This is a genomic window from Serratia sp. NGAS9, from assembly GCF_009905295.1.
In the GTDB taxonomy this organism is placed as follows: domain Bacteria; phylum Pseudomonadota; class Gammaproteobacteria; order Enterobacterales; family Enterobacteriaceae; genus Serratia; species Serratia bockelmannii.
Genome location: NZ_CP047605.1, coordinates 3,886,780 through 3,912,557, shown reverse-complemented (window position 1 = coordinate 3,912,557; position 25,778 = coordinate 3,886,780). Strand labels below are relative to the sequence as shown.

The 25,778-nt window shown below is 60.4% G+C and carries 22 protein-coding genes; 11 read left to right on the top strand and 11 right to left on the bottom strand.

Going from position 1 to position 25,778, the window contains the following annotated elements:
- The 3 genes from GUC32_RS18645 to GUC32_RS18635 form a co-directional block, all read right to left on the bottom strand.
- Nucleotides 1-342 carry a protealysin inhibitor emfourin gene (locus GUC32_RS18645; RefSeq protein ID WP_016929750.1) on the bottom strand — a complete coding sequence of 114 codons (342 nt, stop codon included), beginning with the start codon at nt 340-342 and terminating at the stop codon, nt 1-3.
- Entirely contained in the window at nt 342-1,367 is a 1,026-nt protein-coding gene (locus GUC32_RS18640) for a M4 family metallopeptidase (RefSeq protein WP_043138069.1), read from the bottom strand. The genes GUC32_RS18645 and GUC32_RS18640 overlap by 1 nt, the downstream gene beginning before the upstream one ends.
- 62 nt (nt 1,368-1,429) lie before the next feature.
- On the bottom strand, nt 1,430-2,512 hold the full coding sequence (locus GUC32_RS18635; RefSeq protein ID WP_197791354.1) for a LacI family DNA-binding transcriptional regulator: 1,083 nt from the start codon (nt 2,510-2,512) through the stop codon (nt 1,430-1,432).
- A gap of 359 nt (nt 2,513-2,871) precedes the next feature.
- Between GUC32_RS18635 and GUC32_RS18630 the strand changes: the two genes are divergently transcribed.
- Complete coding sequence (locus tag GUC32_RS18630) at nt 2,872-4,182, top strand: MFS transporter (RefSeq protein WP_033635583.1); 1,311 nt, start codon at nt 2,872-2,874, stop codon at nt 4,180-4,182.
- Nucleotides 4,183-4,193: 11 nt separating this feature from the next.
- On the top strand, nt 4,194-6,560 hold the full coding sequence (locus tag GUC32_RS18625; RefSeq protein ID WP_127146621.1) for a TIM-barrel domain-containing protein: 2,367 nt from the start codon (nt 4,194-4,196) through the stop codon (nt 6,558-6,560).
- A 5-nt stretch (nt 6,561-6,565) separates the two neighbouring features.
- On the opposite strand, the gene xseA is transcribed toward GUC32_RS18625, so the two are convergent.
- Nucleotides 6,566-7,942: an exodeoxyribonuclease VII large subunit gene (gene xseA / locus GUC32_RS18620; RefSeq protein ID WP_127146622.1), complete on the bottom strand. Its 1,377-nt coding sequence runs from the start codon at nt 7,940-7,942 to the stop codon at nt 6,566-6,568.
- A 170-nt stretch (nt 7,943-8,112) separates the two neighbouring features.
- Between xseA and guaB the strand changes: the two genes are divergently transcribed.
- Nucleotides 8,113-9,576 carry an IMP dehydrogenase gene (guaB, locus tag GUC32_RS18615; RefSeq protein WP_033635581.1) on the top strand — a complete coding sequence of 488 codons (1,464 nt, stop codon included), beginning with the start codon at nt 8,113-8,115 and terminating at the stop codon, nt 9,574-9,576.
- A gap of 102 nt (nt 9,577-9,678) precedes the next feature.
- The gene (guaA, locus tag GUC32_RS18610) at nt 9,679-11,256 is read left to right on the top strand and encodes a glutamine-hydrolyzing GMP synthase (RefSeq protein ID WP_043138057.1); all 1,578 of its coding nucleotides are present in this window, start codon (nt 9,679-9,681) and stop codon (nt 11,254-11,256) included.
- A gap of 272 nt (nt 11,257-11,528) precedes the next feature.
- Here the strand turns inward: guaA and GUC32_RS18605 are convergent, their stop codons facing one another.
- Nucleotides 11,529-11,891: a helix-turn-helix domain-containing protein gene (locus tag GUC32_RS18605; RefSeq protein ID WP_025303895.1), complete on the bottom strand. Its 363-nt coding sequence runs from the start codon at nt 11,889-11,891 to the stop codon at nt 11,529-11,531.
- Nucleotides 11,892-12,013: 122 nt separating this feature from the next.
- On the opposite strand from GUC32_RS18605, the gene GUC32_RS18600 reads away from it, so the two are divergent.
- Nucleotides 12,014-12,847, top strand: a complete 834-nt coding sequence (locus tag GUC32_RS18600; RefSeq protein ID WP_369435376.1) for an enoyl-CoA hydratase/isomerase family protein — start codon at nt 12,014-12,016, stop codon at nt 12,845-12,847.
- A gap of 14 nt (nt 12,848-12,861) precedes the next feature.
- Here the strand turns inward: GUC32_RS18600 and GUC32_RS18595 are convergent, their stop codons facing one another.
- Both GUC32_RS18595 and GUC32_RS18590 read right to left on the bottom strand, forming a co-directional pair.
- Nucleotides 12,862-14,643, bottom strand: a complete 1,782-nt coding sequence (locus tag GUC32_RS18595) for a hybrid sensor histidine kinase/response regulator (RefSeq protein WP_336063621.1) — start codon at nt 14,641-14,643, stop codon at nt 12,862-12,864.
- The gene (locus tag GUC32_RS18590; RefSeq protein WP_043138047.1) at nt 14,640-15,272 is read right to left on the bottom strand and encodes a response regulator transcription factor; all 633 of its coding nucleotides are present in this window, start codon (nt 15,270-15,272) and stop codon (nt 14,640-14,642) included. Before GUC32_RS18590 ends, GUC32_RS18595 begins: the two co-directional genes overlap by 4 nt.
- 175 nt (nt 15,273-15,447) lie before the next feature.
- Between GUC32_RS18590 and GUC32_RS18585 the strand changes: the two genes are divergently transcribed.
- Both GUC32_RS18585 and GUC32_RS18580 read left to right on the top strand, forming a co-directional pair.
- Nucleotides 15,448-15,762 (top strand): hypothetical protein, encoded by a 315-nt coding sequence (locus GUC32_RS18585; protein ID WP_025303891.1) that lies wholly within the window; start codon nt 15,448-15,450, stop codon nt 15,760-15,762.
- Between the two features lie 195 nt (nt 15,763-15,957).
- On the top strand, nt 15,958-19,020 hold the full coding sequence (locus GUC32_RS18580; protein ID WP_369435375.1) for an autotransporter domain-containing protein: 3,063 nt from the start codon (nt 15,958-15,960) through the stop codon (nt 19,018-19,020).
- A 142-nt stretch (nt 19,021-19,162) separates the two neighbouring features.
- Here GUC32_RS18580 and rluF read toward each other — a convergent pair whose 3' ends face one another.
- Nucleotides 19,163-20,032 (bottom strand): 23S rRNA pseudouridine(2604) synthase RluF, encoded by an 870-nt coding sequence (gene rluF / locus GUC32_RS18575; protein ID WP_049204881.1) that lies wholly within the window; start codon nt 20,030-20,032, stop codon nt 19,163-19,165.
- A 273-nt stretch (nt 20,033-20,305) separates the two neighbouring features.
- Here rluF and GUC32_RS18570 point away from each other — a divergent pair, with 273 nt between their 5' ends.
- The 3 genes from GUC32_RS18570 to GUC32_RS18560 are packed head-to-tail and all read left to right on the top strand — an operon-like array spanning nt 20,306 to nt 21,543.
- Nucleotides 20,306-20,839 carry a type IV secretion protein Rhs gene (locus GUC32_RS18570; protein WP_072022355.1) on the top strand — a complete coding sequence of 178 codons (534 nt, stop codon included), beginning with the start codon at nt 20,306-20,308 and terminating at the stop codon, nt 20,837-20,839.
- Nucleotides 20,840-20,846: 7 nt separating this feature from the next.
- A complete protein-coding gene (locus GUC32_RS18565; protein ID WP_033648952.1) occupies nt 20,847-21,227 on the top strand; it encodes a putative T6SS immunity periplasmic lipoprotein in 381 nt (126 codons plus the stop codon).
- Between the two features lie 55 nt (nt 21,228-21,282).
- Nucleotides 21,283-21,543 carry a DUF1158 family protein gene (locus GUC32_RS18560; RefSeq protein WP_060434382.1) on the top strand — a complete coding sequence of 87 codons (261 nt, stop codon included), beginning with the start codon at nt 21,283-21,285 and terminating at the stop codon, nt 21,541-21,543.
- Nucleotides 21,544-21,549: 6 nt separating this feature from the next.
- On the opposite strand, the gene GUC32_RS18555 is transcribed toward GUC32_RS18560, so the two are convergent.
- Complete coding sequence (locus GUC32_RS18555; protein ID WP_060434485.1) at nt 21,550-21,999, bottom strand: helix-turn-helix domain-containing protein; 450 nt, start codon at nt 21,997-21,999, stop codon at nt 21,550-21,552.
- 95 nt (nt 22,000-22,094) lie between these two features.
- Here GUC32_RS18555 and GUC32_RS18550 point away from each other — a divergent pair, with 95 nt between their 5' ends.
- The gene (locus GUC32_RS18550; RefSeq protein WP_369435374.1) at nt 22,095-23,318 is read left to right on the top strand and encodes an MFS transporter; all 1,224 of its coding nucleotides are present in this window, start codon (nt 22,095-22,097) and stop codon (nt 23,316-23,318) included.
- Here the strand turns inward: GUC32_RS18550 and GUC32_RS18545 are convergent.
- The gene (locus GUC32_RS18545) at nt 23,315-23,740 is read right to left on the bottom strand and encodes a GNAT family N-acetyltransferase (protein WP_043138029.1); all 426 of its coding nucleotides are present in this window, start codon (nt 23,738-23,740) and stop codon (nt 23,315-23,317) included. The two genes, GUC32_RS18550 and GUC32_RS18545, sit on opposite strands and share 4 nt — an antisense overlap.
- 70 nt (nt 23,741-23,810) lie before the next feature.
- The gene (locus GUC32_RS18540) at nt 23,811-25,775 is read right to left on the bottom strand and encodes an FUSC family protein (protein WP_369435373.1); all 1,965 of its coding nucleotides are present in this window, start codon (nt 25,773-25,775) and stop codon (nt 23,811-23,813) included.
- Between the last annotated feature and the right edge of the window lie 3 nt (nt 25,776-25,778).

The window sequence follows — 25,778 nt, the reverse complement described above, 5'->3', positions numbered from 1 at the left end:
TCACTCATCCACCTGGCCGGTTTTCCACAAGTCCACCAGCGCCTGCGGCGCGCTGCTTTCCGGGATTAACAGCACGATCTCGGTGCTCAGGGTGGGGCTGGTGTAGTTGATCTGTACGCGGTAGTAGCGCTGGTCGCCGCAGCCGGGGGAGTTGGGTTGGCCCTCTTCCTGGGCGTACGGCAGCGTCTGATTCAGCAACTGATTCAGGCGCTGCCGTTGCTCCGGCGTGATATCGGCCAGCGCAATGCGGCGCTGGCCCGCCAGTTTGGGAATGTAGGCGAAGCCTCCCTCGCGCGCCAGCTCAATGACCGTATCCTGATTGAGCGTCGGCAGCGGTTTCATTACTCCACCCCCACCTGATGCCAGGCCTGCTGCACCTTGTCCGCCACGCTCTGATCGAAACGCGCCTGCGCGTGTTTCACCGTGGTGCGGGCGAAGGTGGCGAAGTCGGCGTTTTGCGGCAGCGCTTTGTCGCACACCGTGTCATACCAGACGTAGCCGGCTTTTTCCCAGGCGAAGCCGCCCAGCGCGGTTGCCGCCAGGTAGAACGCGCGGTTGGGAATGCCGGAGTTGAGGTGCACGCCGCCGTTGTCTTCCTTGGTCTGGATGTAATCCTTCATGCTGGCGGGCTGCGGGTCTTTGCCCAGCAGCGGGTCGTCGTAGGCGGTACCGGGCGCTGACATCGAGCGCAGCCCTTTGCCTTTGATGCCCTTGGCGAGCAGCCCGGCGCCGATCAGCCAGTCGGCTTTATCGGCGGTTTGCTGCAGGTGGTATTGCTTGACCAACGAACCGAATACGTCGGACAGCGACTCATTGAGCGCCCCGGACTGCTGGTAGTAGATCAGCCCGGCTTCGCTCTCGGTCACGCCGTGCGCCAGCTCGTGGCCGACCACGTCGATGGCGATGGTGAAACGGTTGAAGATCTCGCCGTCGCCGTCGCCGAACACCATCTGCTGGCCGTTCCAGAAAGCGTTCTGGTACTCCTTGCCGTAGTGCACGCTGCCGACCAGCGGCAGCCCTTTATTATCCAGCGAATTGCGCCGGTAGGCCTGCCAGAAGAAATCGTAGGTGACGCCGAGATAGTCGTAGGCCTCGTCCACCGCCACGTCGTGGTTGCTGGGCTGCCCCTCCTTGCGCACCTGTTTGCCGGGCAGTTGGGTGCCGTTCTGGGCGTCGTAGATATCGCGGAGCGCTTCGCCGGCTCGGGCGTTTTTCTCGGTCGGTGAACGCAGCGGCTTGTTGCCGAGCAGGCTTTGCACGTGGTTCAGGGTGTGCAGCGCGCAGTCGCGCTGCGGGGCGTTACCGTGTTCAATAATGCGGCGCAGCATGTAGGGAGGAATGACGGAACGCATGCGCTGGGCTGGCATAGTGGCTCTCCTTAGGCAAAAAATTTACCTCATCGAATGAATGCACTGAGCCTAAGTGTAGCCTACTCGTCATAAAGCCTGTGGTTATGCGTGCTCACCGCCGGGGTGGTCTTGTGGGGACTGATGCGCCGCACCGAGGCGCGTACCGCCAACCGGCCATGCAGCAGCAGGTTGCACGGCGGCGCGTCGGCGCGCAGCATGCGCCGCTGCAGCAGCTGGATCGCCTCGTAACCCAATTCGTCGCGCGGCACCTGCACCGAGGTCAGCGGCACATCGTGGATTTCCGCCAGGTTGAAGCCGTCGGTGCTCATCACCGAGACGTCGCCCGGCACGCTCAGCCCCCGCTTGTTGAGCGCCTTGACCGCCCCGACCGCCATGTAGTCGCCGCCGGCCAGGATCGCCGTCGGCAGCGGGGAGTGGCCGTGGAGGCCATCGAGATAGGTGGTCAGTGCCTGCTCGGCCTCTTCACTGCCGAAGCCGGAGGTGGTGACCAGATGGCGGCCATCGTCGAACGGCAAATGATGCCGGGCGTAGGCCTGCCGGATGCCCGCCAGCCGCAGCTCCATGGTGTGGCGGCGCAGACACTGCAGATTGAGGATATGGCTATGCCCCTGCTGAAACAGGTAGCTGGCGGAATAGTCGCCGATCAGCTGATGATCCGGCGAGACGCTGTCCAGCCGCATCTGCCGATCGCTGCAGTTGATCAGCACGCAGGGCTTGTGCAGATCGGCGGCCAGGGTGTGGATATGCTCGTCGTCGATGCCGATGATCAGCGCCGCTTCGGTGTGCGGGTCGCTCATCTTTTCCAGAAACAGCGCGCCGTCGCTGTGTTGCTCTTCCAGCCCGCAGTAGCGGATGCGCACCTCGTGCTCCATCAGTGCGGCGGCAATGCCCTGAATGACCTTGTAGTAGAAGATGTCGGTGCGCACGTCGAACGCGCGCTGCGGCGCGAACACCATCACGTTGTTCAGCATCAGCCGGCCGCTGGAAATGCCCTGCAGAATGCCGTTTTGCTGCGCACAGTCCAGCACCTTACGGCGCGCCTCGGCGCTGGTGTTGGCCTTACCCGCCAGCACGCGGGAAACGGTGCTGATCGACAACCCGGTTTGGCGAGCGATCTCCTGAATTTTCAGCTTTCCGTTCATTTTGTGATCTCCTTCAAATTCGTCCATGAGAATATTTTCACTGCGCATTTTCAGCGTCTTGACCGGCTTTCATGCCCATTATGGCTATTTTTTCACCCACCCGTGAAAATATTTGCAAAAAACTCCGTTTCGCTGCGCGCTATCGCTGAGTAGTCTGCATTGGTACACCAATTTTACCGACCTGTCAGTCCAATTTTAACGGTGTGCGAAAAAGAAAACAAAAAATAAATCATGGGGTTGTGATTGTCTGTCGGCCAATGATACGGCGCCGACCCGTTTTCATCGTCCCGTGTTTGATAGCGCAACGTACCCTACCAAAACGCGCGTCGCCGTAGCCGGCGGCCGCGGGGAGAGAACCGATGAGTGTGGAGATCAATCAGGCGGTCGCGCAGAGCGGCCGGCGCAAGTTCAAATCGCTGCGCTGGTGGATGCTGGCGCTGTTCTTGCTGGGCGTCACGGTCAACTACATCACCCGCAACTCGCTGGGCATTTTGGCGCCGGAGCTGAAAACCAGCCTGAACATGAGCACCGAGCAATATGCCTGGGTGGTGGCGTCGTTCCAGCTGGCCTACACGGTGTTTCAGCCGATCTGCGGCTGGCTGATCGACGTTATCGGCCTGAAGATGGGCTTTCTGATCTGCGCCGGCATTTGGGCGGTGGTATGCATGTTGCACGCCGGCGCCGGCAGCTGGCTGCAACTGGCCATTCTGCGCTTCTTCATGGGGGGCGCGGAGGCGGCGGCCACCCCGGCCAACGCCAAGGCGATCTCCGATTGGTTCCCGAAGAAGGAGCGGCCGATCGCTGCCGGCTGGGCGGGCGTCGGTTTCTCCATCGGCGCCATGCTGGCCCCGCCGATCATCGTCATCGCTCACGTCTCCTTCGGCTGGCAAGGCGCCTTCCTGTTCTCCGGCGGGCTGGCGCTTATTTGGGTGGTGCTGTGGTGGCTGTTCTACCATTCGCCGCAGCAGCACCCGAACCTCAGTCAGCAAGAGCTGGACCTGATCCGCGAAGACAACGAGCCGGTGTTGCCGAAGCTGCCGTTTCTCACCTCGCTGGCCAGCCTGTGCAAGAACAAGAAGTTTTACGGCATCGCCATCCCGGCCTTTCTCGCCGAGCCGGCCTGGGCGGTCTTCAGCTTCTGGGTGCCGCTGTACCTGGCCACCGAACGCGGCATGGATCTGAAACAGATCGCGATGTTCGCCTGGCTGCCGTTCCTGGCGGCGGATATCGGCAGCGTCGCCAGCGGCTATCTCACCACCCTGTACCGCAAATGGTTCGGCTGCAGCCGCGTTAACTCGGTGGTCGCCAGCTCGGTGACCGGCGCTTTCCTGATGGTGTCGCTGGCGTTTGTCGCGATCACCCAAGATCCCTATGTGGCGATCGCGCTGATCTCGATCGGCGGATTCGGCCACCAGGTGATCTCCTGCATGCTCAGCGCCCTGGTGGTGGAATCGTTCGATAAGAATCAAATGGCGACGGTGAACGGCATGCGCGGCTCCAGCGCCTGGATCGCCAGTTTCCTGTTCACGCTCCTGATCGGCGCAGTATCCGACACCATCGGCTTTAACCCGCTGTTTATCGCGATGGGCTTCTTCGATTTGATCGGCGCCCTGTTCCTGATCGCCCTGATTGCCGAGCGCGGCGGTAAGAAAACCCCTTCACACAGCTAAGTGGAATATTTATGAAAACCTTGAAAAATTGGACATTGGCGGCGCAGCATGCGGACCACGTCGAGCTGCTGGTCGATGAACGCCACCGTTTCTGCCTGTACGTGCTGGAAGACGGTCTGTTCCGCGTGTTGATCAAACGTGATGGCGGGCTGGCGCTGGATCGCACCTGGAGCATCGCGCCGCAGGAGGATGTGCCTTGGGAAGGGCGCGATCGGCTCAGCGTCGCCGGTTTCAGCCTGCCGGGCTATCAGCTGCGTCGGGAGGGCGATCGGCTGGTGGTCAGCACGCCGCTGCTGCGCGTGACGGTGCATCAGCCGCTGTGGTTGGCGTGGGAGTATTGCAATGCCGCCGGCGAGTGGCGGCCGCTGGCGGCGGATCGGCCGACCAGCGCCTACTTGCTCAATGCGCACGGCGACGGCGTGGCGCACTACCAGCGGCGTTTTGCCGATGAGCGCTATTACGGCCTGGGGGAGAAAGCCGGCGATCTGGAACGCACCGGCTGCCGCTTTGAGATGCGCAATCTGGACGCCATGGGCTACAACGCCGCCAGCACCGATCCGCTGTACAAGCACATTCCGTTTACCATCACCCGTGGGCCGGAGGCGAGCTTCGGCCTGTTCTACGATAACCTGAGCAGCTGCTGGCTGGATCTGGGCAACGAGATAGACAACTACCACGCGGCCTACCGCCGCTATCAGGCCGAAGCGGGCGATCTGGATTACTACCTGTTCCTCGGGCCGAAGGTTTTGGACGTCACCAAGGCCTTCGTGCGCCTGACCGGCCGCACCCACTTCGGGCCGAAGTGGAGCCTGGGCTACAGCGGTTCGACCATGCACTACACCGACGCGCCGGACGCCCAGCAGCAGCTGCAGCAGTTCATCGCGCTGTGCCGTCAACACGCCATACCCTGCGACTCTTTCCAGCTGTCGTCGGGCTACACCTCGATCAACAACAAGCGCTACGTGTTCAACTGGAATTACGACAAGGTGCCGCAGCCCAAGCTGCTCAGCCAGGCGTTTCACGACGCCGGCCTCAGGCTGGCGGCCAACATCAAGCCATGCCTGCTGCAGGATCACCCGCAGTATCAGGCGGTGGCGGCGCAGGGGCTGTTTATCCGCGATTCGCAAAGCGACGCGCCCGAACGTTCCAGCTTCTGGGACGACGAGGGATCGCACCTCGACTTCACTAACCCGGCGGCGGTGCGCTGGTGGCAGCAGGGCGTCACGCAGCAGCTGCTGGAGATGGGCATCGACTCGACCTGGAACGACAACAACGAATACGAAGTGTGGGACGGCGAAGCGCGCTGCCACGGCTTCGGGCGGCCGATCGCCATCAAGCATATCCGACCGGTGATGCCATTGCTGATGATGCGCGCCTCGATGGAGGCCCAGCAGCGCTTCGCGCCGCAGCGGCGGCCGTACTTGATCTCGCGCTCCGGCTGCGCCGGCATGCAGCGCTATGTGCAGACCTGGAGCGGCGACAACCGCACCAGTTGGCAGACGCTGCGCTACAACATCCGCATGGGGCTGGGCATGAGCCTGTCCGGGCTGTATAACCTCGGCCACGACGTCGGCGGCTTCTCCGGCGACAAACCGGACGCGGAGCTGCTGGTGCGCTGGGTGCAAAACGGCGTGATGCATCCGCGTTTCACTATCCACTCCTGGAACGACGACGCCACGGTCAACGAGCCCTGGATGTACCCGGCCGCCACCCCGGCGGTGCGCGAGGCGATCAATCTGCGTTACCGGCTGCTGCCGTATTTCTACACCCTGCTATGGCAGGCCTGCGCGGACGACGAGCCGATGCTGCGCCCGACCTTCCTCGACCATGAACAGGATGCGCGCACCTTTGGCGAGAACGACGATTTTCTGATTGGCCGCGATCTGCTGGTGGCCAGCGTGGTGGAGCCGGGGCAACGTCGCCGTTCGGTGTATCTGCCGGACAACGGCGAAGGCTGGTACTGCTTCTACAGCGGCCAGTGGTTCGGCGGCGGCCAGACGGTGACGCTGGCGGCGCCGCTGGAGCGTCTGCCGCTGCTGGTGCGCGCCGGGGCGGCGCTGCCGCTGTCGCAGCGGCTGGCGCATGTGGACGTGGCCGCCGACGATCGGCGCGAGCTGCGGCTGTTTCCGCTCAAGGGCTGCGGCGCAAGCCGTGGGTTGTTGTTTGAGGACGACGGTGAAAGCGACGGCTGGCGGCAGGGCGATGCGCTGTGGCTGCGCTGGGAAATGCGCTGCGACAATCAGCGCATCATGCTGGATATCACGACGGAAGGGCGTTTCCGCCCGGCCTGGCGCACGCTGGCGTTCAGCCTGCCGGAAGGTGAAACGCGCGCGCTGTGGGTGAACGGCGAACCGGGCGAGCGTTTTACGCTGGAGTAGGGGGGTTACTCGGTCGCGCGCTTCTTGCGCGGCTTTTTGGCGACGGTGATGGTTTTCACCTCGCTTTCCACCCAGCCGTCCTGCAGGCGGGTTTTCAGCAGTTCGCCGACCTGCGCCTGTTTGGTGGTTTTCAGCAGCTCGCCGCGCGGGGTTTGCGTCACGCTGTAGCCGCGCGCCAGCGTCGCCAGCGGGCTGACGGTCTCCAACTGGCTGCAGGCCACGCCGAAGCGCTGGCGGTAGGCGTTGAGCTGGCGCTCCATCGCCTGCTGCAGACGGTATTCCTGCTGCTGTACGCGCTGTTGGTAGCGGTGAATGCGGCCCTGTGGCTGCACCTGCGCCAGCCGCTGCTGGGCGCGTTCGCTGCGGCGGGCGGCCAGGCGCAGCTGTTGCTGCATGCCGTCTTCCATCCGGCGCTGCAGCTTGAACAGCAGCGTCTGTTGGCGCGCCAGGCGCAGATGCGGATGCTGCTGCTGTAAACGGTGGTGAATGCGGGTGAACTGCTGCTGGCGCTGCGCCAGGTAGTAATCCATCGCCATCTCCAGCCGCTGCTGCTGCGACTGCAGCTGGCGCAACAGCTCAAGCTGATTGCGGCTGACCAGTTCGGCGGCGGCGGAAGGGGTCGGCGCGCGCAGATCGGCGACGAAGTCGGCGATGGTGACGTCGGTTTCATGGCCGACGGCGCTGACGATCGGAATACGGCTGGCGAAGATCGCCCGCGCCACGCGTTCGTCGTTGAAGCTCCACAGATCTTCCAGCGAACCGCCGCCGCGGCCGACGATCAGCACGTCGCATTCATCGCGGCGGTTGGCGGCCTCGATGGCTCGCACGATCTGCATCGGCGCTTCCGCGCCCTGCACCGAGGTGGGGTAGATGACGATCGGCAGCGAGGGATCGCGCCGCTGCAAGACCTGCAGAATATCGTGCAGCGCCGCGCCGCTGGCGGAGGTGATCACCCCGACGCGTTTGGCCGGGGCGGGCAGCGGCTGCTTGAATTGCTGATCGAACAGCCCTTCGGCGCTCAGGCGCTGTTTCAGCTGCTCGAACTGTTGCTGCAGCAGGCCGTCGCCGGCGGGCTGCATGCTCTCGGCGATCAGCTGGTAGTCGCCGCGCGGTTCATACAGCGTGATGCTGGCGCGCACCAGGACCTGCTGGCCGTTTTGCGGCCGGAAGGTGACGCGGCGGTTGCTGTTGCGGAACATCGCGCAGCGCACCTGGGCGCGGTCGTCTTTCAGCGTGAAATACCAGTGGCCGGAGGCGGGCTGGGAGAGGTTGGAGATCTCGGCGGAGAGCCAAATCTGCCCCATTTCCCTTTCCAGCAGTTGGCGAACCGTCTGATTCAGGCGGCTTACGGTAAAAATGGAAGGCGAAACAGGTAGCGACATGTGACCCAGATCAAATTTCAAAACAATCACTTAATTGGTCGATACTACATGGCTGAAAAAGGTAATCAAGACTTTTTGTAAGAAAGTGCTGGAGGCAACCGATTCCGCTCTGTATAATGCCGCGGCAATATTTTATCTTTTTCACAGCCCACCCTGGTGAGATATTGCCCATGCTACGTATCGCTAAAGAAGCTCTGACGTTTGACGACGTCCTCCTGGTTCCAGCCCACTCCACGGTTCTGCCTAACACCGCAGAGCTCGGCACTCAACTGACCAAAACCATCCGCCTGAACATCCCTATGCTGTCCGCAGCCATGGATACCGTGACCGAATCCGGCCTGGCCATCGCGCTGGCGCAGGAAGGCGGCCTGGGCTTCATCCACAAAAACATGTCTATCGAGCGCCAGGCTGAAGAAGTCAGCCGCGTGAAGAAGCATGAAAGCGGCGTAGTTACTGACCCGCAGACCGTTACCCCGTCCACCACGCTGCAGGAAGTGAAAGAGCTGACCGCGCGCAACGGCTTCGCCGGTTACCCGGTCGTCACCGAAGACAACGAGCTGGTCGGCATCATCACCGGCCGCGACGTGCGCTTCGTAACCGATCTGACCCAGCCGGTCACCGCGGTCATGACGCCGAAAGATCGCTTGGTCACCGTGAAAGAAGGTGAAGCGCGCGACGTGGTGCTGCAGAAGATGCACGAAAAGCGCGTAGAAAAAGCGCTGGTGGTGGACGACAGCTTCCACCTGCTGGGCATGATCACCGTTAAAGACTTCCAGAAAGCGGAACGTAAGCCGAACGCATGTAAAGACGAGCACGGCCGTCTGCGCGTGGGTGCGGCGGTCGGCGCCGGCGCCGGCAACGAAGAGCGCGTTGACGCGCTGGTGGCGGCAGGCGTTGACGTCCTGCTGATCGACTCCTCGCACGGCCACTCCGAAGGCGTGCTGCAGCGCATCCGCGAAACCCGCGCCAAATACCCGGATCTGCAGATCGTCGGCGGCAACGTCGCGACCGCAGCGGGCGCCAAAGCACTGGCTGAAGCCGGCGTGAGCGCGGTGAAAGTGGGTATCGGCCCTGGCTCTATCTGTACCACCCGCATCGTGACCGGCGTGGGCGTACCGCAGATCACCGCCATCGCCGACGCGGTGGAAGCGCTGGAAGGCACCGGCATCCCGGTTATCGCCGACGGCGGCATCCGCTTCTCGGGCGACATCGCCAAAGCGATCGCCGCGGGCGCATCCTGCGTGATGGTCGGCTCCATGCTGGCGGGCACCGAAGAATCCCCGGGCGAAATCGAGCTGTATCAGGGCCGTTCGTTCAAATCTTACCGCGGCATGGGCTCGCTGGGCGCGATGTCCAAAGGCTCTTCCGACCGTTACTTCCAGACCGATAACGCCGCCGACAAACTGGTGCCGGAAGGTATCGAAGGCCGCGTCGCCTATAAAGGCATGCTGAAAGCCATCGTGCACCAGCAGATGGGCGGCCTGCGCTCCTGCATGGGCCTGACCGGCTGCGCCACCATCGACGATCTGCGCACCAAGGCGGAGTTCGTGCGCATCAGCGGCGCCGGCATTCAGGAAAGCCACGTGCACGACGTGACTATCACCAAAGAGTCGCCGAACTATCGCATGGGCTGATGCCTTAACCTCTCCTGAGTGAGAGGCCGGGGTGGGGCGCCAAGCCCCATCCCGAAACACACATTTTCGCTCTTTTTCTCTTGTTGCTGGAATTCGCCTCACATGACACAAAATATCCATAAGCATCGCATCCTGATACTGGACTTCGGTTCGCAATACACTCAACTGGTCGCCCGCCGCGTGCGCGAAATCGGCGTTTACTGCGAACTGTGGGCCTGGGACGTTAGCGAAGCGCAGATCCGCGAATTCAACCCAAGCGGCATCATCCTGTCCGGCGGCCCGGAAAGCACCACCGAAGCCGGCAGCCCGCGCGCCCCTGACTACGTGTTCAACGCCGGCGTGCCGGTGCTGGGCGTGTGCTACGGCATGCAGACCATGGCGATGCAGCTGGGTGGCCATGTGCAGGGTTCCAACGAACGCGAGTTCGGCTACGCGCAGGTGGAAATCGTCAAAGAGAGCGCGCTGCTGCGCGACATCGAAGACGCTATCAGCCCGGCCGGCAAACCGCTGCTGGACGTGTGGATGAGCCACGGCGACAAAGTGACCGCGATCCCGTCCGACTTCGTGACCATCGCCAGCACCGATACCTGCCCGTTCGCTATTATGGCCAACGAAGAAAAACGCTTCTACGGCGTGCAGTTCCACCCGGAAGTGACCCACACCCGCCAGGGCCAGCGCATGCTGGAGCGCTTCGTACTGGACATCTGCCAGTGTGAAGCCCTGTGGACGCCAGCCACCATCATCGAAGATGCGGTCGAGCGCATCCGCGAGCAGGTGGGTGAAGACCACGTGATCCTCGGCCTGTCCGGCGGCGTCGACTCCTCCGTGACCGCGATGCTGCTGCACCGGGCCATCGGCAAACGCCTGACCTGCGTGTTCGTCGACAACGGCCTGCTGCGCCTGAACGAAGCCAAGCAGGTGATGGAAATGTTCGGCGACCACTTCGGCCTGAACATCGTGCACGTTGAGGCGGAAAACCGCTTCCTGACCGCACTGGCGGGCGTGGACGAGCCGGAAGCCAAGCGTAAAATCATCGGCCGTGTGTTCGTTGAAGTGTTCGACGAAGAAGCCTGCAAGCAAGAGCAGGTGAAATGGCTGGCACAGGGCACCATCTACCCGGACGTGATCGAATCCGCCGCTTCCGCCACCGGCAAAGCGCACGTGATCAAATCGCACCACAACGTGGGCGGCCTGCCGAAAGAGATGAAGCTGGGCCTGGTCGAGCCGCTGAAAGAGCTGTTCAAAGACGAAGTGCGCAAGATCGGCCTGGAGCTGGGCCTGCCGTACGACATGCTGTTCCGTCACCCGTTCCCGGGCCCGGGTCTGGGCGTGCGCGTGCTGGGCGAAGTGAAGAAAGAGTACTGCGATCTGCTGCGCCGCGCCGATGCCATCTTCATCGAAGAGCTGCACAAAGCCGACCTGTACAACAAAGTCAGCCAGGCGTTCACCGTGTTCCTGCCGGTGCGTTCGGTCGGCGTGATGGGCGACGGCCGCAAATACGACTGGGTGGTCTCCCTGCGTGCGGTAGAAACCATCGACTTCATGACCGCGCACTGGGCGCACCTGCCGTATGACTTCCTCGGCCGCGTCTCCAACCGCATCATCAACGAAGTGGACGGCATTTCTCGCGTGGTGTACGACATCAGCGGCAAGCCGCCGGCGACGATCGAGTGGGAGTGATTTGACACTTCCCGCAGCCTGTTCGTAACTAGGCCGAAGTGACTGAAACCCTCTGTTTTTACAGAGGGTTTTTCTTTATATGACCAAACATTTTCTGCCTGTTGTCAGCCATAAGTAAAGCCGAACATCGTTTGTGGTCTAAATATGGCCTATGTTCAGACCTTGGGATGATTGATAGCGCCTGGGGGCATGAAGAAAGTAGAGACCATCGGTTACGTTAAAAAGAACGCGGCCATGCTCGATCTCTCTGAACCTATCTATGGGGGATCGCATCACTCGCCTTGCTCATCATACTTGCGTTGGCACTCCTGAATCGCCTCAATATTCCCCAGCGTCCAGTCGAACAGTATCGAGAATGGCCCCTGCAGGGATTTGCCGAGCGGCGTCAGCGAATACTCGACGCCAAGCACCCGCCCGTCCAACACTTTGCGATGCACCATGCCGTTGCGTTCCAGCTTGCGTAGCGTCTGGGTCAGCACGCGTTGCGTGACGCCATCCAAACGGCGTTTGATGGCGTTGAAGCGCTGCGGCTCACGCAGCACTTCCAGCACCATCATGGACCATTTATCGGCAATCTGATCGAGGACGATGCGGCTTGGGCAGTCGGCGCGGTAAACAAGGTCGGTCGTATCCATCGGTATCCTCCTGCATCCCTGGGATGCTTAAGGTGCGTAATTGACGCCAAGTATGCAAAGTATACCATTCGACACACGGCGTGAAAAACCCGCACTTGTACCCCAGGTAAAAGGACATTGAGATGACAGATACAGATTTCAGCAAGCTCAGGCTGTCTCATGCGCACGGCGTGATGACGATCGCTATCGATAACCCACCGGTAAACGTGCTTGATGTGGCGCTGATGTCGGAAATCAGCCGTTTATTGCTCGCGGTGCGTGACGATCCGGATACGCGGGTGTTGGTGTTCCAGAGCGCGAACCCAGCGTTCTTTATTGCTCACGTCGACATGACCTTGATCGATGAGCCGCACGCTTTCGACGAACTGGCGAGCAACGCGCCGGAGGGGCTAAATCCGTTCCAGGCGTTTGGCGAGCTGCTGCGTAGCCAGCCGCAGGTCACTCTCGTTAAGCTGGCCGGGCTGGCGCGCGGCGGTGGCGCCGAGTTTGTGGCGGCGGCCGATATGGCTTTCGCGGCACGGGAAGCGGCGGGGCTGGCCCAGTGCGAGGCCTTGATGGGCATTACGCCCGGCGGCGGTGCGACGCAGTATCTGACGAGCCGAATGACGCGCGGCCGCGCTCTGGAAGTGATCCTGGGCGCCGATCTCATCGATGCCGCTACCGCAGAACGCTACGGCTGGATTAACCGCGCCTTGCCTGCCGCCGAGCTGGATGATTTCGTCGAGCGGTTAGCGCACAATATCGCGGCATTGCCTGCGGGGGTGATTGCGGCGGCCAAACAGGCGATGCCTGCACCGGATCTGCAGGCCGGTTTTTATCGCGAGCACGACGCCTGGGCGGGATTGTTCGCACGCCCGGCCGCGGAGCGGTTGATCCGCGGTGGGCTGAAGGCCGGTGCGCAAACCCCGGAGGGGGAGCGCAACCTTGAAGGCCTGCTGCGGCATCTTGCCCGCTAAGGCACCGCCTCGCGCTAGCCGGCCCCCCACTGCGTCAGCAGCGCATGCAGCCTGGCCGGCTCCAGCGGCTTGCGCAGCACCAGATAGCCTTCCTGCTCGGCCTCTTGCAATATCTGTGAGTTGAACTCGCCGCTGACCATCGCGCCGCTCACGTCCGGCAGGCGTTCGAACAGCGCTTTCAGGATGTCGAAACCGCTCTCGCCGGAACGCAGGCGCTGATCGCACAGCACGGCGAACGGCGTAAAACCGTCCTCGACAATGGCGAAGGCTTCCTCGGCGGAAGCCGCGCAGCGCACGGTGATGCCCCAGGTGCTCATCAGGCTCTCCCAGGCGGAGGTCACCAAGGGATCGTCGTCCACCACCAGGCAGGCGCCGCGCAGTGGTGCATAGCGGGTAGGCGTGGCGGTGTTGTCGTAGGCGGCCGCGGTGTCCGGCGCTTTGTCTTCGCCGCTGTATTGCGTGAAGCGCATCCAGAAGCGCGAACCTTTGCCTTCGACGGAGTGCATGCCGTACTTCACTTTCATCAGTTTGGCGCAGCGCGCCACCACCGCCAGCCCCAGCCCGTGGCCGGCGCTGTCGATTTTCCACGCCAGTTCAGGGCGGTAGTAAGGGGAGAAGATTTTGCTTTTCTCTTCGTCGGCGATGCCCACGCCGGTGTCCCACACTTCCACCAGGCACTCGGGGCCGCGTGGGCGGATGGCGATCAGCACGCCGCCCTGTTGCGTATAGCGCAGGGCGTTTTGGATCAGGTTGATCAGCGATTGCCGCACCAGCAGCGGATCGCCCATCACGCTGATACGCCGTCTAGGCCGCCAGGTGCGCAGCGCCAGGGCGCGGCTGTTGGCCTCTTCGCGGAACAGGGTGACTACCGAGTCGAGCAGGGCGCCGATATCCACATGGGTGGCGGCGGTGCGCACGTTGCCGGATTCGATCTTGCTGAGATCGAGCAGTGAATTGAACATCAAATGCACCGAACGCACGCTTTGTTGCAGATCCAGCAGCTGCGGCGTCAGGCTGTCGTCCCGGTTTTTGTGGATGATGGCTTCGATCAGAAAACCCATGGCGTGCACCGGCTGGCGCAGATCGTGGCTGGCGGTGGTCAGGAACTGGTTCTTGTCCAACAGCGCCTGTTCCGCCTCTTCTTTAGCCTGGCGGAACTGCTCCGCCAGGCGCGAGCTTTGCTCTTCGAGCAGCGCCTGCTGAATAAAGAACGCATGCGAGGTTAATGCGTGGCGGTAAATGGCAAAGCCGTACAACAAGTTCAGCATCAGCACGATGAACATCACGTCTTCCAGCCGCCAGATGATGCCGAGGTTCAGCAGCCCCCAGGAGGCGAAGAAAAAGCGGGTAAAGGTGCTGATGACGGGCGTCAGGTGCGTTGCGTTGGCGGCGACGATCGCGGCGATGCTGATATTGAGCAGCAGGAAAAAGTCAAAGTTATGGGTCTGCGGCGTAATTAAATAGAGTGATGAGATCCCCAACCCGTGAATAAACGCCACCTTATTAATGCGCGGCAGCCAGCGGCGCAGCACGGTGTCTTCATCATTTTCTTTGGCCTCATGCAGATAGCGACGATGTCCTATTCGGATCGCCACGGCGCATAGCAGGTAAACGATGATCCAGGTAATGGTTGGGCCGAGTTCATCACCCAGCAAATAAATCCAGATGGCGAACGGAATGCCGACGAAGGGCACGGCGGTGAAGCTGAACACCAGCCGCATGAAGGTGTTGTCCAGCAGGCGGATCTGTGCGCGTGGGGAGATGCCATCATTTTGTAAATGCTGGAAAAACCTCATGACGACGGATCCCGTTTGCCGTGCAACAGCGTGATGGCTTCCACTCGGCTGTTGACGCCGATCTTTTTCAATATATTGCTGATATGCTCTTTGACGGTCGGCTCGGAAATAGACAGTTGCGTCGCAATTCTTTTATTTGGCAGGCCGCGCAGCATCATAGTTAATACGTCTAATTGCCTCGGCGTTAAATTGAATTTATTTAAATGGTCATGGTTGTTTTTAATGGCGGCTTCATTGCCTTCTGGGAACCATTCCTGATTATTGTTCAGCGCAAAAACCGCCCTGGCGAATAATTCTGGCGGTTCATTTTTTAACACGAACCCATGCCCGCCGGCATTGTGCACTTTCTGCCAGATATTGTTATTCTCGTCGCCGCTGACCACCAAAATCCGCACCTGCGGATAACGTTGTTTTACTTCTTTGAGTAATTTCAACGCCGTACCGGAAGAGAGCCAAAAATCAATCACCAGTAAACGCGGTGGGCCATTTTCCCTAATATGGCGGTAGCAATTCTCTTCATTGGTCACCACATGCGCCTGTTTGAATCGGCAATGCGTGCTGAGAAAATTGGCGATACCGCTTGCTACCAATGGATGGTCATCAACGACCAACGCATAATCCTGCCCCAAAGGATTCTCCTTTCGCCTTCAAATATCAGATAGGTCTGATGAATTATTATCAACCCTCCCTACTTTAGGAGGGTTTTTTCGTTTAGGAAAGGGAAATATATTATTCGAGGATTTGGATAAGAGAAAACATAAAGCTAATCGGTAATTTTAACTGATTGGTTATAAAGGATAATTTATGAAGAAACCACTTATCGCTTTAACCGTTACGATGATGATAGCCGGTTGTTCCACCCTGAAAACCGATCAGGCCATTCCATTACTGCAGGCGGAAACCGCCAAAATGCTGGGCCTGGGCTCATCGGACGAAATTACCGTGACCAACGTCAATGGCGCACAGCCAGATGCGCTGGGCGGCCAAAAACTTTCTTATCGCGCCACCACGGAAAAAGGCCGTATTTTTGATTGCTCGTCGCTGATGATGCCGGGAATTTTAGGTTCGTCGCCGTCGCTGAGCGCGCCGACCTGTACGCCGGTGGTCACGCATAAATAATTCGCTTCGGGGGCGGTATTGCCGCTTCCTGGTTTTCCATCGTCGGAGCGTCAGCGCCGGGGGGCAATAAGCTTTTGCTTCGACGATCACTAAACCGGCGTGCGCGAAATAACGCCTCACACCTCCTCTAGTGTATTGAGTTTTCCTATAACAATAAATTTCGCGACATCACGCTAACGAGTACGGAGATAGCCCGTGAATGACAAGACATCGCACCCTTTAGCGGTTAGTACACCGCTTTCCAAACTTTACCTCGCTCTATTTTCTGCGCCGCTGTTGATGCTGGCGCCCGCCGATATCGCTCGCGCAGACGATGCCATTTTTGACGGCGACTCAAAAATTACCGAATCATTGGCCTACACCGGGGACGTTTACGTCGGCCGCAATCAAAGCGGCAATCTGCTGATCGAGAATGGCAAGATCAGCGCCTATAACATCAATATTGGCCGGATGTTCAACGGCCAAATTCATGACAGCGTAGTCACGGTCCGCGGGCCGAACGCCGAGCTGAACGCGGTGAACGATCAGTTCGTGCTGCGTGGCGGCCTGAATCTGGGGCGGGGCACCTTGCGGGTTGAAGACGGTGCGCTGGCCAGCGCGAAAGAGATCGTGGTCGGCACCACCCGTGGCTATGACAGCCACCTTATCGCCACCGGCGCCGGTTCTCGCGTCACCAGCAATTTTCTCAGCGTCGGCACCGATTTAGGGGCACGATCCACGCTGGCGATTGAAGACGGCGCGGTGCTGAATACCGCCTTTGACGCACGCATCGGCAATGGCAGCGGGCCGGGCGAGAGCGATATGCTGAGCCCGAAAGCCACGGTCACGGGGGCTAATTCCCAATGGAACGTCGGCCGTGCGCTCACGCTTTACGGCGATCTGGACGTGCTGAACGGCGGCGTGGTCAACGTCGGTAATATTCAGGTGGCGGGCGTCTCCGGCGCGCGTAAAACCGCCGAGCTGACGATCGCCGGCAGCGGCTCACGGTTTACCAGCGGCAGCAGCGTCAACGTCGGCGATTACGGCAATGGCGTGTTGGCGGTCATGGACGGCGGGACATTCTCCGCCGGCGGCAACGAAGTGGTGCTGGGCAAGACCGGTTCCGGTTCTAACCGCGGCGCGCTGATTATCGGCAGCCGCGGCAACATGGATACCGGCACCGGGTTGACCGAGCCGACGCTCGGCGCGGCGGGCGCTGCAGGCACTATCGATGCCCAGACGGCGATCGCCCTGCGGGGCGGATTGTTCCGCAGCTATGTGTACTTTAACCATACCGACGGCAATTACGTCTTCAGCAACAAGATGAGCGGCGAAGGCGAGGTGATCAACACCGCCGGGCACACGACGCTGAACGGCGATCTCACTGGCCTGCAGGCGAACGTCACCGCGCGCGGCGGCAAGCTCATCATCGCCAGCGACATCAACACCCAGAAAGAAGACGATATCTTCGAGATCCAAACTCTCAGCGCCGAGAACGGCGGCACGCTGATCCTCAATGCGACGGCGGGTACCGACGTCAATAACGGGCTGGGCTACAGCAGCGCCGCGTCGATCAAGGCCGGCGGCACGCTGGGTGGTAATGGCACGCTGGGCCAGACCGAGATCCTGTCCGGCGGCCATATCTCGCCCGGCGACGGCAATATCGGCACGCTGACGCTGAAACGCTACCTGAACTTTATCGGCGAATCCTTCTATGACGTCGATATCGCCGGCGACGGCCGCAGCGATCAACTGCTGGTGGCGGGCAAAACCACCATCAGCGATCAGGCCAAGGTGCAGGTTACGGCGCTGGATCCGCAAACCAGCTATAAAACCGGCCAAAGCTACCGCATTCTGACCTCGGACGGCGGCATTGACGGCCAGTTCGCGTCGGCGGTTTCCAAGTCCGCCTTCCTCGATGTGGCGTTGAACCACAGCGCCAACGCCGTGGATCTGACCATCGCGCAGAAAGACACGGGCGGTGAAAACCCTGGCGGCGAGAACCCGGGTGGGGAAAACCCAGGCGGTGAGAATCCAGGGGGCGAGAATCCGGGCGGGGAAAACCCAGGGGGAGAGAATCCAGGCGGCGAGAATCCGGGCGGAGAAAACCCAGGCGGTGAAAATCCGGGGGGCGAGAATCCAGGCAGCGGCAAACCGGGCATTTTCCAAACGGTGGCCGAGAGCGGCAACCAGTGGAATACCGCTGGCGCGCTCTCGACGCTGGCGCAGAGCGGCCCTTCGCTGGCGCTGTATAACTCGCTGCTGCTGCTGAGCGCGCCGGAAGCGCGCGAGGCGTTCAATCAGCTGTCCGGTGAAGTCTATCCGTCGATGCAGTCTAACCTGATCGCCGGCAGCACCCAGCTGTTCAACGTGCTGAACCAGCGCATGCTGCGCCTGTTCGACAATGACAGCCTGCCGATACCGCCGTTGGCGATGTCGCTGGTGCAACCGGCGCAGGCGCAAAACAGCGGCGTTTGGGGGCAAACCTTCAGTTCCTGGGGCAAAAACAGCGGCAACGGCAACGTGGGCAAGCTGGATGGCAACACCACCGGCTTCCTGTTGGGCGCGGATCGCAAGCTGGCGGACCATAACGTGCGCATCGGCGGCTACTTTGGTTACAGCCGCGGCGACTACGACGTCGACAGCCGCCGTTCCAAGGCCGATACCGACAACTACCACCTCGGCCTGTATGCGGCCGGGCAGCAGGATGCGTTCTCGCTGCGCGGCGCGCTGGGTTACACCTGGCACAAGATTGAAGGCAAGCGCAACGTCGATTTCAGCGGCTTCTCGGATCGGCTGAAGTCGGATTACGATGCGAACTCGCTGCTGGCGTTCACTGAAGCGGGTTACCGTTTCGGTCAGCCGGAGATGAACGTCGAACCGTTCATCAACCTGAGCTACATCCGTTTGCATACCGACAGCTTCCAGGAGTCGGGTGGCGCGGCGGCGCTGAGCGTGCGCAATGAAACGATGAACACCTTCTACTCTACGCTCGGGGTGCGTGGCGTGACCGAACTGCCGAAGAACGTCAGCCTTTACGGCTCGCTCGGCTGGCAACATGCCTACGGCGATAAGAACACCTCATCGCGCATGGCGTTTGCCGGCAGCGACGCGTTCATCACGCAGGGCCAGGCCGTGGATGACAACGTGATGGTGGGCGATATCGGCGTGAGCGTGAAGCTGTCGCACGCCGCGACGCTGGATGTCGGCTATCAGGGGCAATTTGGCGCCGATACTCGCGTTAATTCGGTCAACGCCAACCTGCGCTGGTCGTTCTGATTTTTTCCTCCAGACTTCTCTGGTACTTGCAGGCCCGCTTGATGCGGGCCTTTTTTATGGTGAGAACGCAGTGGCGGCCTGTGGCTGACTTTTATGATGAAAAAGCCCGCGCAAAGGCGGGCTGAGCGAGGGAGAAAGGGCGTTAACGCCCTTTTTTCTTGCGCCCTGGCTGGGTAAAGCGCTTGCGGCCGGCTGGCGCAGCGGCTTTGTCGGCGCCTTTCGGCCCGCCGGCGTTCGGTTTTTTCGCCGGGGCAGATTTGGCCGGGGCTTTCTTCGTCGGTTTAGCCTCGGACGAAGAGCCTTCAATCAGCTTGAACAGCTCAATCAGCTCGTCATCGGTCAGATCGCGCCACTCGCCCAGCGGCAACCCTTTCAGGCTGACGTTCATGATGCGCGTGCGTTCCAGCTTGGTGACCTCATAGCTGAAGTGTTCGCACATGCGGCGGATCTGGCGGTTCAGCCCCTGGACCAGCGTGATGCGGAACACGAACGGCGCCTCTTTCTTCACCTTGCACTTTTTGGTCACGGTGCCCAGCATCGGCACGCCGGCGCCCATGCCGCGAATAAACTCGTCGGTCACCGGCTTGTTGACCGTCACCAGATACTCTTTCTCATGATTGTTGCCGGCGCGCAGGATCTTGTTGACCAGGTCACCGTGGTTGGTCAGAAAGATCAGCCCCTGTGAATCCTTGTCCAAACGGCCGATCGGGAAGATGCGTTTGCTGTGGTTGACGAAGTCGGCGATGTTGTCGCGCTCGCCGTCCTCGGTGGTAGTGACGATGCCGACCGGTTTATTCAGCGCGATCAGCACCAGATCTTCTTCATTGCGCGGTTCGATCAGCTGACCGTTAACCTTTACCACATCGCCGGCAAATACCTGGGCGCCAACGGTGGCGCGTTTACCGTTGATGAAAACGTTGCCCTGTTCGATGTATCGATCGGCGTCGCGGCGTGAGCAGATACCGCTCTCGCTAATGTATTTGTTCAAACGAATGGATGAGTTAGTCAGCATGGGATCTCCGTAAAACGCGGACTATACATTACCCGGATGACGCTGCGAAGCGAATCATGCAGGGGGGCTGGATAAGGGTATCCTGACCGCGGCTACTACAAAGGTATTTGCAATATGTTTTTTTCGTTTAATTAATTATAGAAAATCGATGAGGATTTTTCTGCAAATTATTCAGGTTATAAATGGATTGTGCCAAATTAAACCATTTAAGCGTTCATGTATAGATTCATTTTAGAAAAGCATTAGGATATTGATAAATTCAAGGAGGGATAAATGAACGCATTAGCCGAGGAAGGGACGTTACGACGTATGACCATGGGGGAAATTAAATTGGCTCGCCATATATATGGAAGCTCAATTATATATGGTCGTGTATGGATACACTGTGATAGCTATTTCCCGTTTGGCTTACAAAACAGAAGTTATGCCATGGCACCTAATGGCGAGTTATGGTTACGGAGGGAACTCTATAAAGACGATTTTTCTGATAACACGGTTCTGATAGAAGAAAAACATCTTTTCATCCATGAGTTGGGGCATGTATGGCAGCATCAGCATGGACAATGGGTAAGAATGCGTGGGTTGTTTAGTTGGGCGGCTGAGTACAACTATCGTCTTGATAAGAATAAAATTACTGATTACTCGCTGGAGCAACAAGCTTCGATTTTTGCTGATTACTGGCTGCTGTTGGTTTATGGTATTGAAACGTGGCGTTATTATCAACGTCCTGGACGAGTGGGCAAGTACAGGGGAACCGATAGTTTGCGTGACATTCATGCACTTTATCAAAAAATTATTAAGGGATGAGGGGAGCATGAAAAAATATTTGGTTCTATTCACGGCCTGCCTCCTGGTCGGCTGTCCGGGGCCTGGCGATAAGCTGACTCCGCGCTTCCCCGCCGTCGTCACTGCCAAAGATAACCATGTCTGCATTCTTTCTTCTATGAAGGCAGGGGATAATATTCGCTTCGTTCAGATTTATAGCGAATCAGGCGATAAGCTCATTAAAGCTATCGATAATGACGTTTTCTTCGTTGAGCCGGGGAGGTGCATGCCGGTATTCGACTATGCTTTTCGGCCAGGGAAGCGTTATTCCGTCGCCTACGATATACAGACACCCGAAGGTTCGCATTTGATTACCGCCGCATTCATGGTTGTCTCCGACGAACGGGGCAACCTGAGGGTTAACCATTAACGCATGTTCTTAGGTTTAGTTTGTTGGACTGCGTTAGGTTGTAGAATGAAAGGCTATGAAAAAACTTGCCCTGTTGCTCGCTAACGCATTGGCTGTTGTTGGGCTGGCTGTGCTGACAATAAAGCTTTTTCCTGTACCCAGGCTAAACCAGAATCAAACCGCTTGGCTGATTGACGCCAGTGGGTTTTTCCATTTTAACGGTACGGAATGGTTTGGTGCGCTCGTTTTTGGCGCGGTTTATCTGCTGGCCGGGTGTCTGGAATGGCTCTTTATCCGCCAGGTTTTTCAGCGGGTGAGCTGCGGGCACCGCCACTAACTCTCATCACCGTTCCTCCACCTTCACCACCCGGGTATTCAGCGGGGTGAGCGTTTGCCCGGCGCTGCCGATCGGCGTCAGGCGCGGGACGGGGCGGCCGCTGTCGCTTTCCACCAGCGTTGAGTGCGCTTCTCCCTCGGCGAACAGATGATCTTCCCCCCACTGGCGTAGGCCGACGATCACCGGAAACAGCCCGCGGCCTTTCTCGGTCAGCACATATTCCTGATAGGCGCTGCCGTCTGCGGCGGGCACGATCTCCAGCACGCCGTGCGTCACCAGCGCGCGCAGGCGGGTGGCAAGGATGTTCTTCGCCATCCCCAGCCCTTTTTGAAATTCGCTAAAGCGGGTGACGCCGTCGAAGGCGTCGCGCACGATCAGCAGCGACCACCAGTCGCCAATCACATCCAGCGTGCGCGCCACCGGGCACGGCGCGTCTTCCAGGCTTTTACGTTTCACGGCGGTTATCTCCAGCTGCACATTTTGGTTGCATTATAAAACCTCTGCGCCTAAAGTTCATTGGGTTTAATAATGAAACCAGATTGAGGTGTGTAATGAGCGACAAACTGCTGGATCCCCCCTGTGCGGCGCTAGGGCGCCTGCCGGCCACCCTGGTGCTGCTGCTGGCTGCCGCCAGCGCCTTCAGCGTGGCCAACGTTTATTATGCGCAGCCGTTGCTGGACGCCATCGCCCGTGATTTTTCCATCAGCCTGGCGGCGGTTGGCATGGTGATCACCGTGACTCAGTTGGGCTGCGCGCTGGCGTTGCTGTTGGTGGTGCCGCTGGGGGATCGGTTGAACCGGCATCGGTTGCTGGCGGGACAACAGCTGGGGCTGATCGGCGCGCTGCTATTGGTGGGCTGGGCGCACAGCGCGCCCTGGCTGCTGGTAGGGATGTTGCTGGTAGGCTTATTGGGCACCGCCATGACGCAGGGGCTGATCGCTTACGCCGCAGCCCTGGCGGCGCCGCAGGAGCGCGGGCGGGTGGTTGGTGCGGCGCAGGGCGGAGTGGTGCTGGGATTGCTGCTGGCGCGCACTCTGTCCGGCGCGTTGGCGGACGTTGGCGGTTGGCGCACGGTGTATTTCTTCTCTGCCGGAGTGACGCTGGTATTGCTGCCGATCCTGTCGCGGCTGCTGCCTGCGCCGCACACCACTCCCAGCACGCTGAGTTATCCCGCGCTGCTGCGTTCGATGCTGAGCCTGTTGCTGCATGACCGCACACTGCAAATTCGCGGCATGCTGGCGCTGCTGATGTTCGGCGCTTTCAGCCTCTTTTGGAGTTCGCTGGTGTTGCCGCTGAGCCAGGCGCCGTTCAACTTCAGCCATGCCGCGGTGGGGGCGTTCGGCCTGGTCGGCGCGGTGGGCGCGCTGGCGGCGGTGCGCGCCGGGCATCTGGCGGATCGCGGGCTGGGGCAGGCGGCCAGCGGCGTGTGTCTGCTGCTGTTGACGCTGGCCTGGCTGCCGCTTGGTTTGCTCGGCAGCGGCCTGGTTTGGCTGGTGGCGGGCATCGTGCTGCTGGATCTGGCGGGCCAGGCGATCCACGTGCTGAACCAGAGCATGATCTTCAGCGCGCACCCGCAGTCGCACAGCCGGCTAGTGGGCTGCTACATGCTGTTTTACGCCGTCGGCAGCGGGCTGGGCGCCTTTGCCGGCACCCATATGTACGCCTGGGCGGGGTGGAGCGGCGTCTGCTGGCTGGGGGCGGGCGTCAGCCTGAGCGCGCTGCTGTTTTGGCGGCTGACGCTGCGCGGCATGCCGGATGCGGCGGGTAAGGGCTAGCGGGCCGGCGAATGCATCAGGTAATAATCTTCTTCGCCGTCGTTACCGGTAGAGATGATGCGCCAACCGTGTTTGCGGTAGAACGCCAGCGCATTTTCATTCTTCACCAGGCATTTCAGCGAGCCGGTGGCGGTGAAGGTGGCTTGCGCTGCCTGCAGTAGCGCACTGCCGACGCCGCGCGGCGGCTGATGGGGATCGACATACAGGTTATGAATGAAGTTATCTTCGCGGTAGACGGAGACGAATCCCAGCAGCGTGCCGCCGTCTTCCGCCACCCAAATCGCTTCGCCCAGCGTCGCGCCGTCGAAATCTTCCAACTGATAGTTTGAGGTATCGCGCCAGCCGAACGCCGCCTTGCGCGACGCCAGGTACAGCGTGCGCAGGAAGGGGCGATCGGTCTCTTGGTAGGGTCTTATCTGCATGGCATCTCCCGGTGGTTTGTGCTCACTATAGCGCATTGCACCGGGCGTGCACGGCCACAAACGGAAAATGCTAGGCGTCGCCCCAGGCGGGCAGGCGATTGAGCCCGTCGCTCAACTCCTGAGCCAGGTGGCGCACGGTGTCGGCATGCAGGGCGGCCAGCGGTGGATGAAAGTCGGGCGTCCGCAGCGCTTGCGGCGCGCTGGCAAGCTGCGCCGCATACTCGGCGAGAACGCGCCCGCCCTGGCGTTGCACCTCGATCAGCGCCTGGCGTTCGTGCACGGACAGCGCCGCGCCGCCGCCTGCCAGATAGGTGTTGAGCTTTTCGCTGGTCAGCAACAGGCTGCGCGTCTGGTTAAAGATCAGTTGGATGTGCCGGGTGAAGCTTTCATGGTTATCATCTGCCAACTGCCAGGTAGGCTCCAGCGTCACCCGGGCCACCACCGCTTCGCAGCCCTCGATCTTTTGCCAGATGCCGATGGCGTTTGTGTTCTCGCCGCCGAGGAAGCGCGCCAGTTCCCGCAGCACGTTGGCAACCTGCTGCCGCAGCGACTCCCCTTCGTATTCCGGCCACAGCGTGGCGTGAATGAAAGTGGCGAACCCTACCCCCAGCACGATGCCGATCAGGCGATCGCGGATCTCGGTCAGCTCGGTGACCGGGCCAAAGCTTTCCAGCAGCGCCAGGGAAAAGGTGAACAGGATCTGTACCCCTGCATAGCTTATCTTCTCGGAGCCGGCGGCGATCCAGGCGGAGAGGGCGATCACCGGCAGCGTCAGCAGCAGTAAGCCGACGAGGCTGTCGAGGTGAGGCATGATCCACACCACCGAGATCAGCGCCAGCAGACTGCCGATCGCCGCGCCGCCGAGACGCAGCCGCGCCCGCCGCTGTGTGGCGCCAAGGCTGGGCTGGGCCACGATCAGGCAGCTCAGCATGATGGTATGAATGCCGGGCCAATCGACGGCGGTATAAAACACGTAGGCGACCAGCACGGTCAGCAGCGTTTTCAACGAAAACTGGATGTAAACCGGGTTGGTCAGGGCATCGGGGGTAAAGAAGGGCACTTTTGGCGGTGGCGCGGCCTGCAGGGCGTCGGCGTAGTCGCTGCGGTTGGTGTAGACCTGCAGGAGGCCGGCCATTTCATTGAGCGGCGCCGGCACCTGCGGATCGTCGCTGCCAGCGATCGCGACGGAAAATCGCAGCGCGCTGTCGTGGCTGATCGCGGTTTGCAGCGCGCGGCAGGCGGCGTCTATCTCTTGCGCCAATTGACGCGCGGCCGCGCCGAAAGCCGGCGGCAGCTGATAGGCCAGAATATTCAGCTGCAACACCAGGGTGATCAGCGCCAGATAAGCGGGCTCGCTGGCGCGGCAGCGATCGCTGCGCATCACCGAAAAGCGCAGCAGCTTATGCAGCTCGGTGGCGTGCTGCGAGATGGCGCTCAGATCGCGCGTCTCGCCGCCATTGGCCAACATAGCGCGGGTTTCGTCCAACACCGCGTTCATCCGGCCCTTTAGCTGCTTCAGCGGTTCGGCCGGCAGCAGCAGGGTATTGACGATCAGGGTGAGCAGGATGGCGTAATTGATCGCCACCCATACCCACAGCACCAGCCGTATCACCACTTCCGCCTGCGGAGTGAGATCGACAAAGCTTTGCGTGTAGATCACCACCAGCGCCATCAGGAAGAACAGTACCCCAACCTTGGTCACCCGCATCAGGAACACGCTGAGGAAAAACAGCGCGCTGGAGAGCAGGATGCGCAGTATCGGGTAGTCGTAGGTGAACTTCAGTACCAGGATAGCGGCGCCGATGGCCAGCGTGGAGCTGACGAAAAACAGGATGCCGATCGTGCGGGTGATAACGATATTGGACTGCGTGATAAAGAAGACAGCGATCAGCGACAGCGCCAGCCACGGCACCTGCAGCGTCTGCGAGATCACGATGGCGATCGCGCTGGAGAGCAGAGCACGGATCATCAGGTTGATGCGGCTGTCCGAAGGGCGCAGCTCGTCGATCAACGGGGACAGCCAGCCGCGAGACATCGT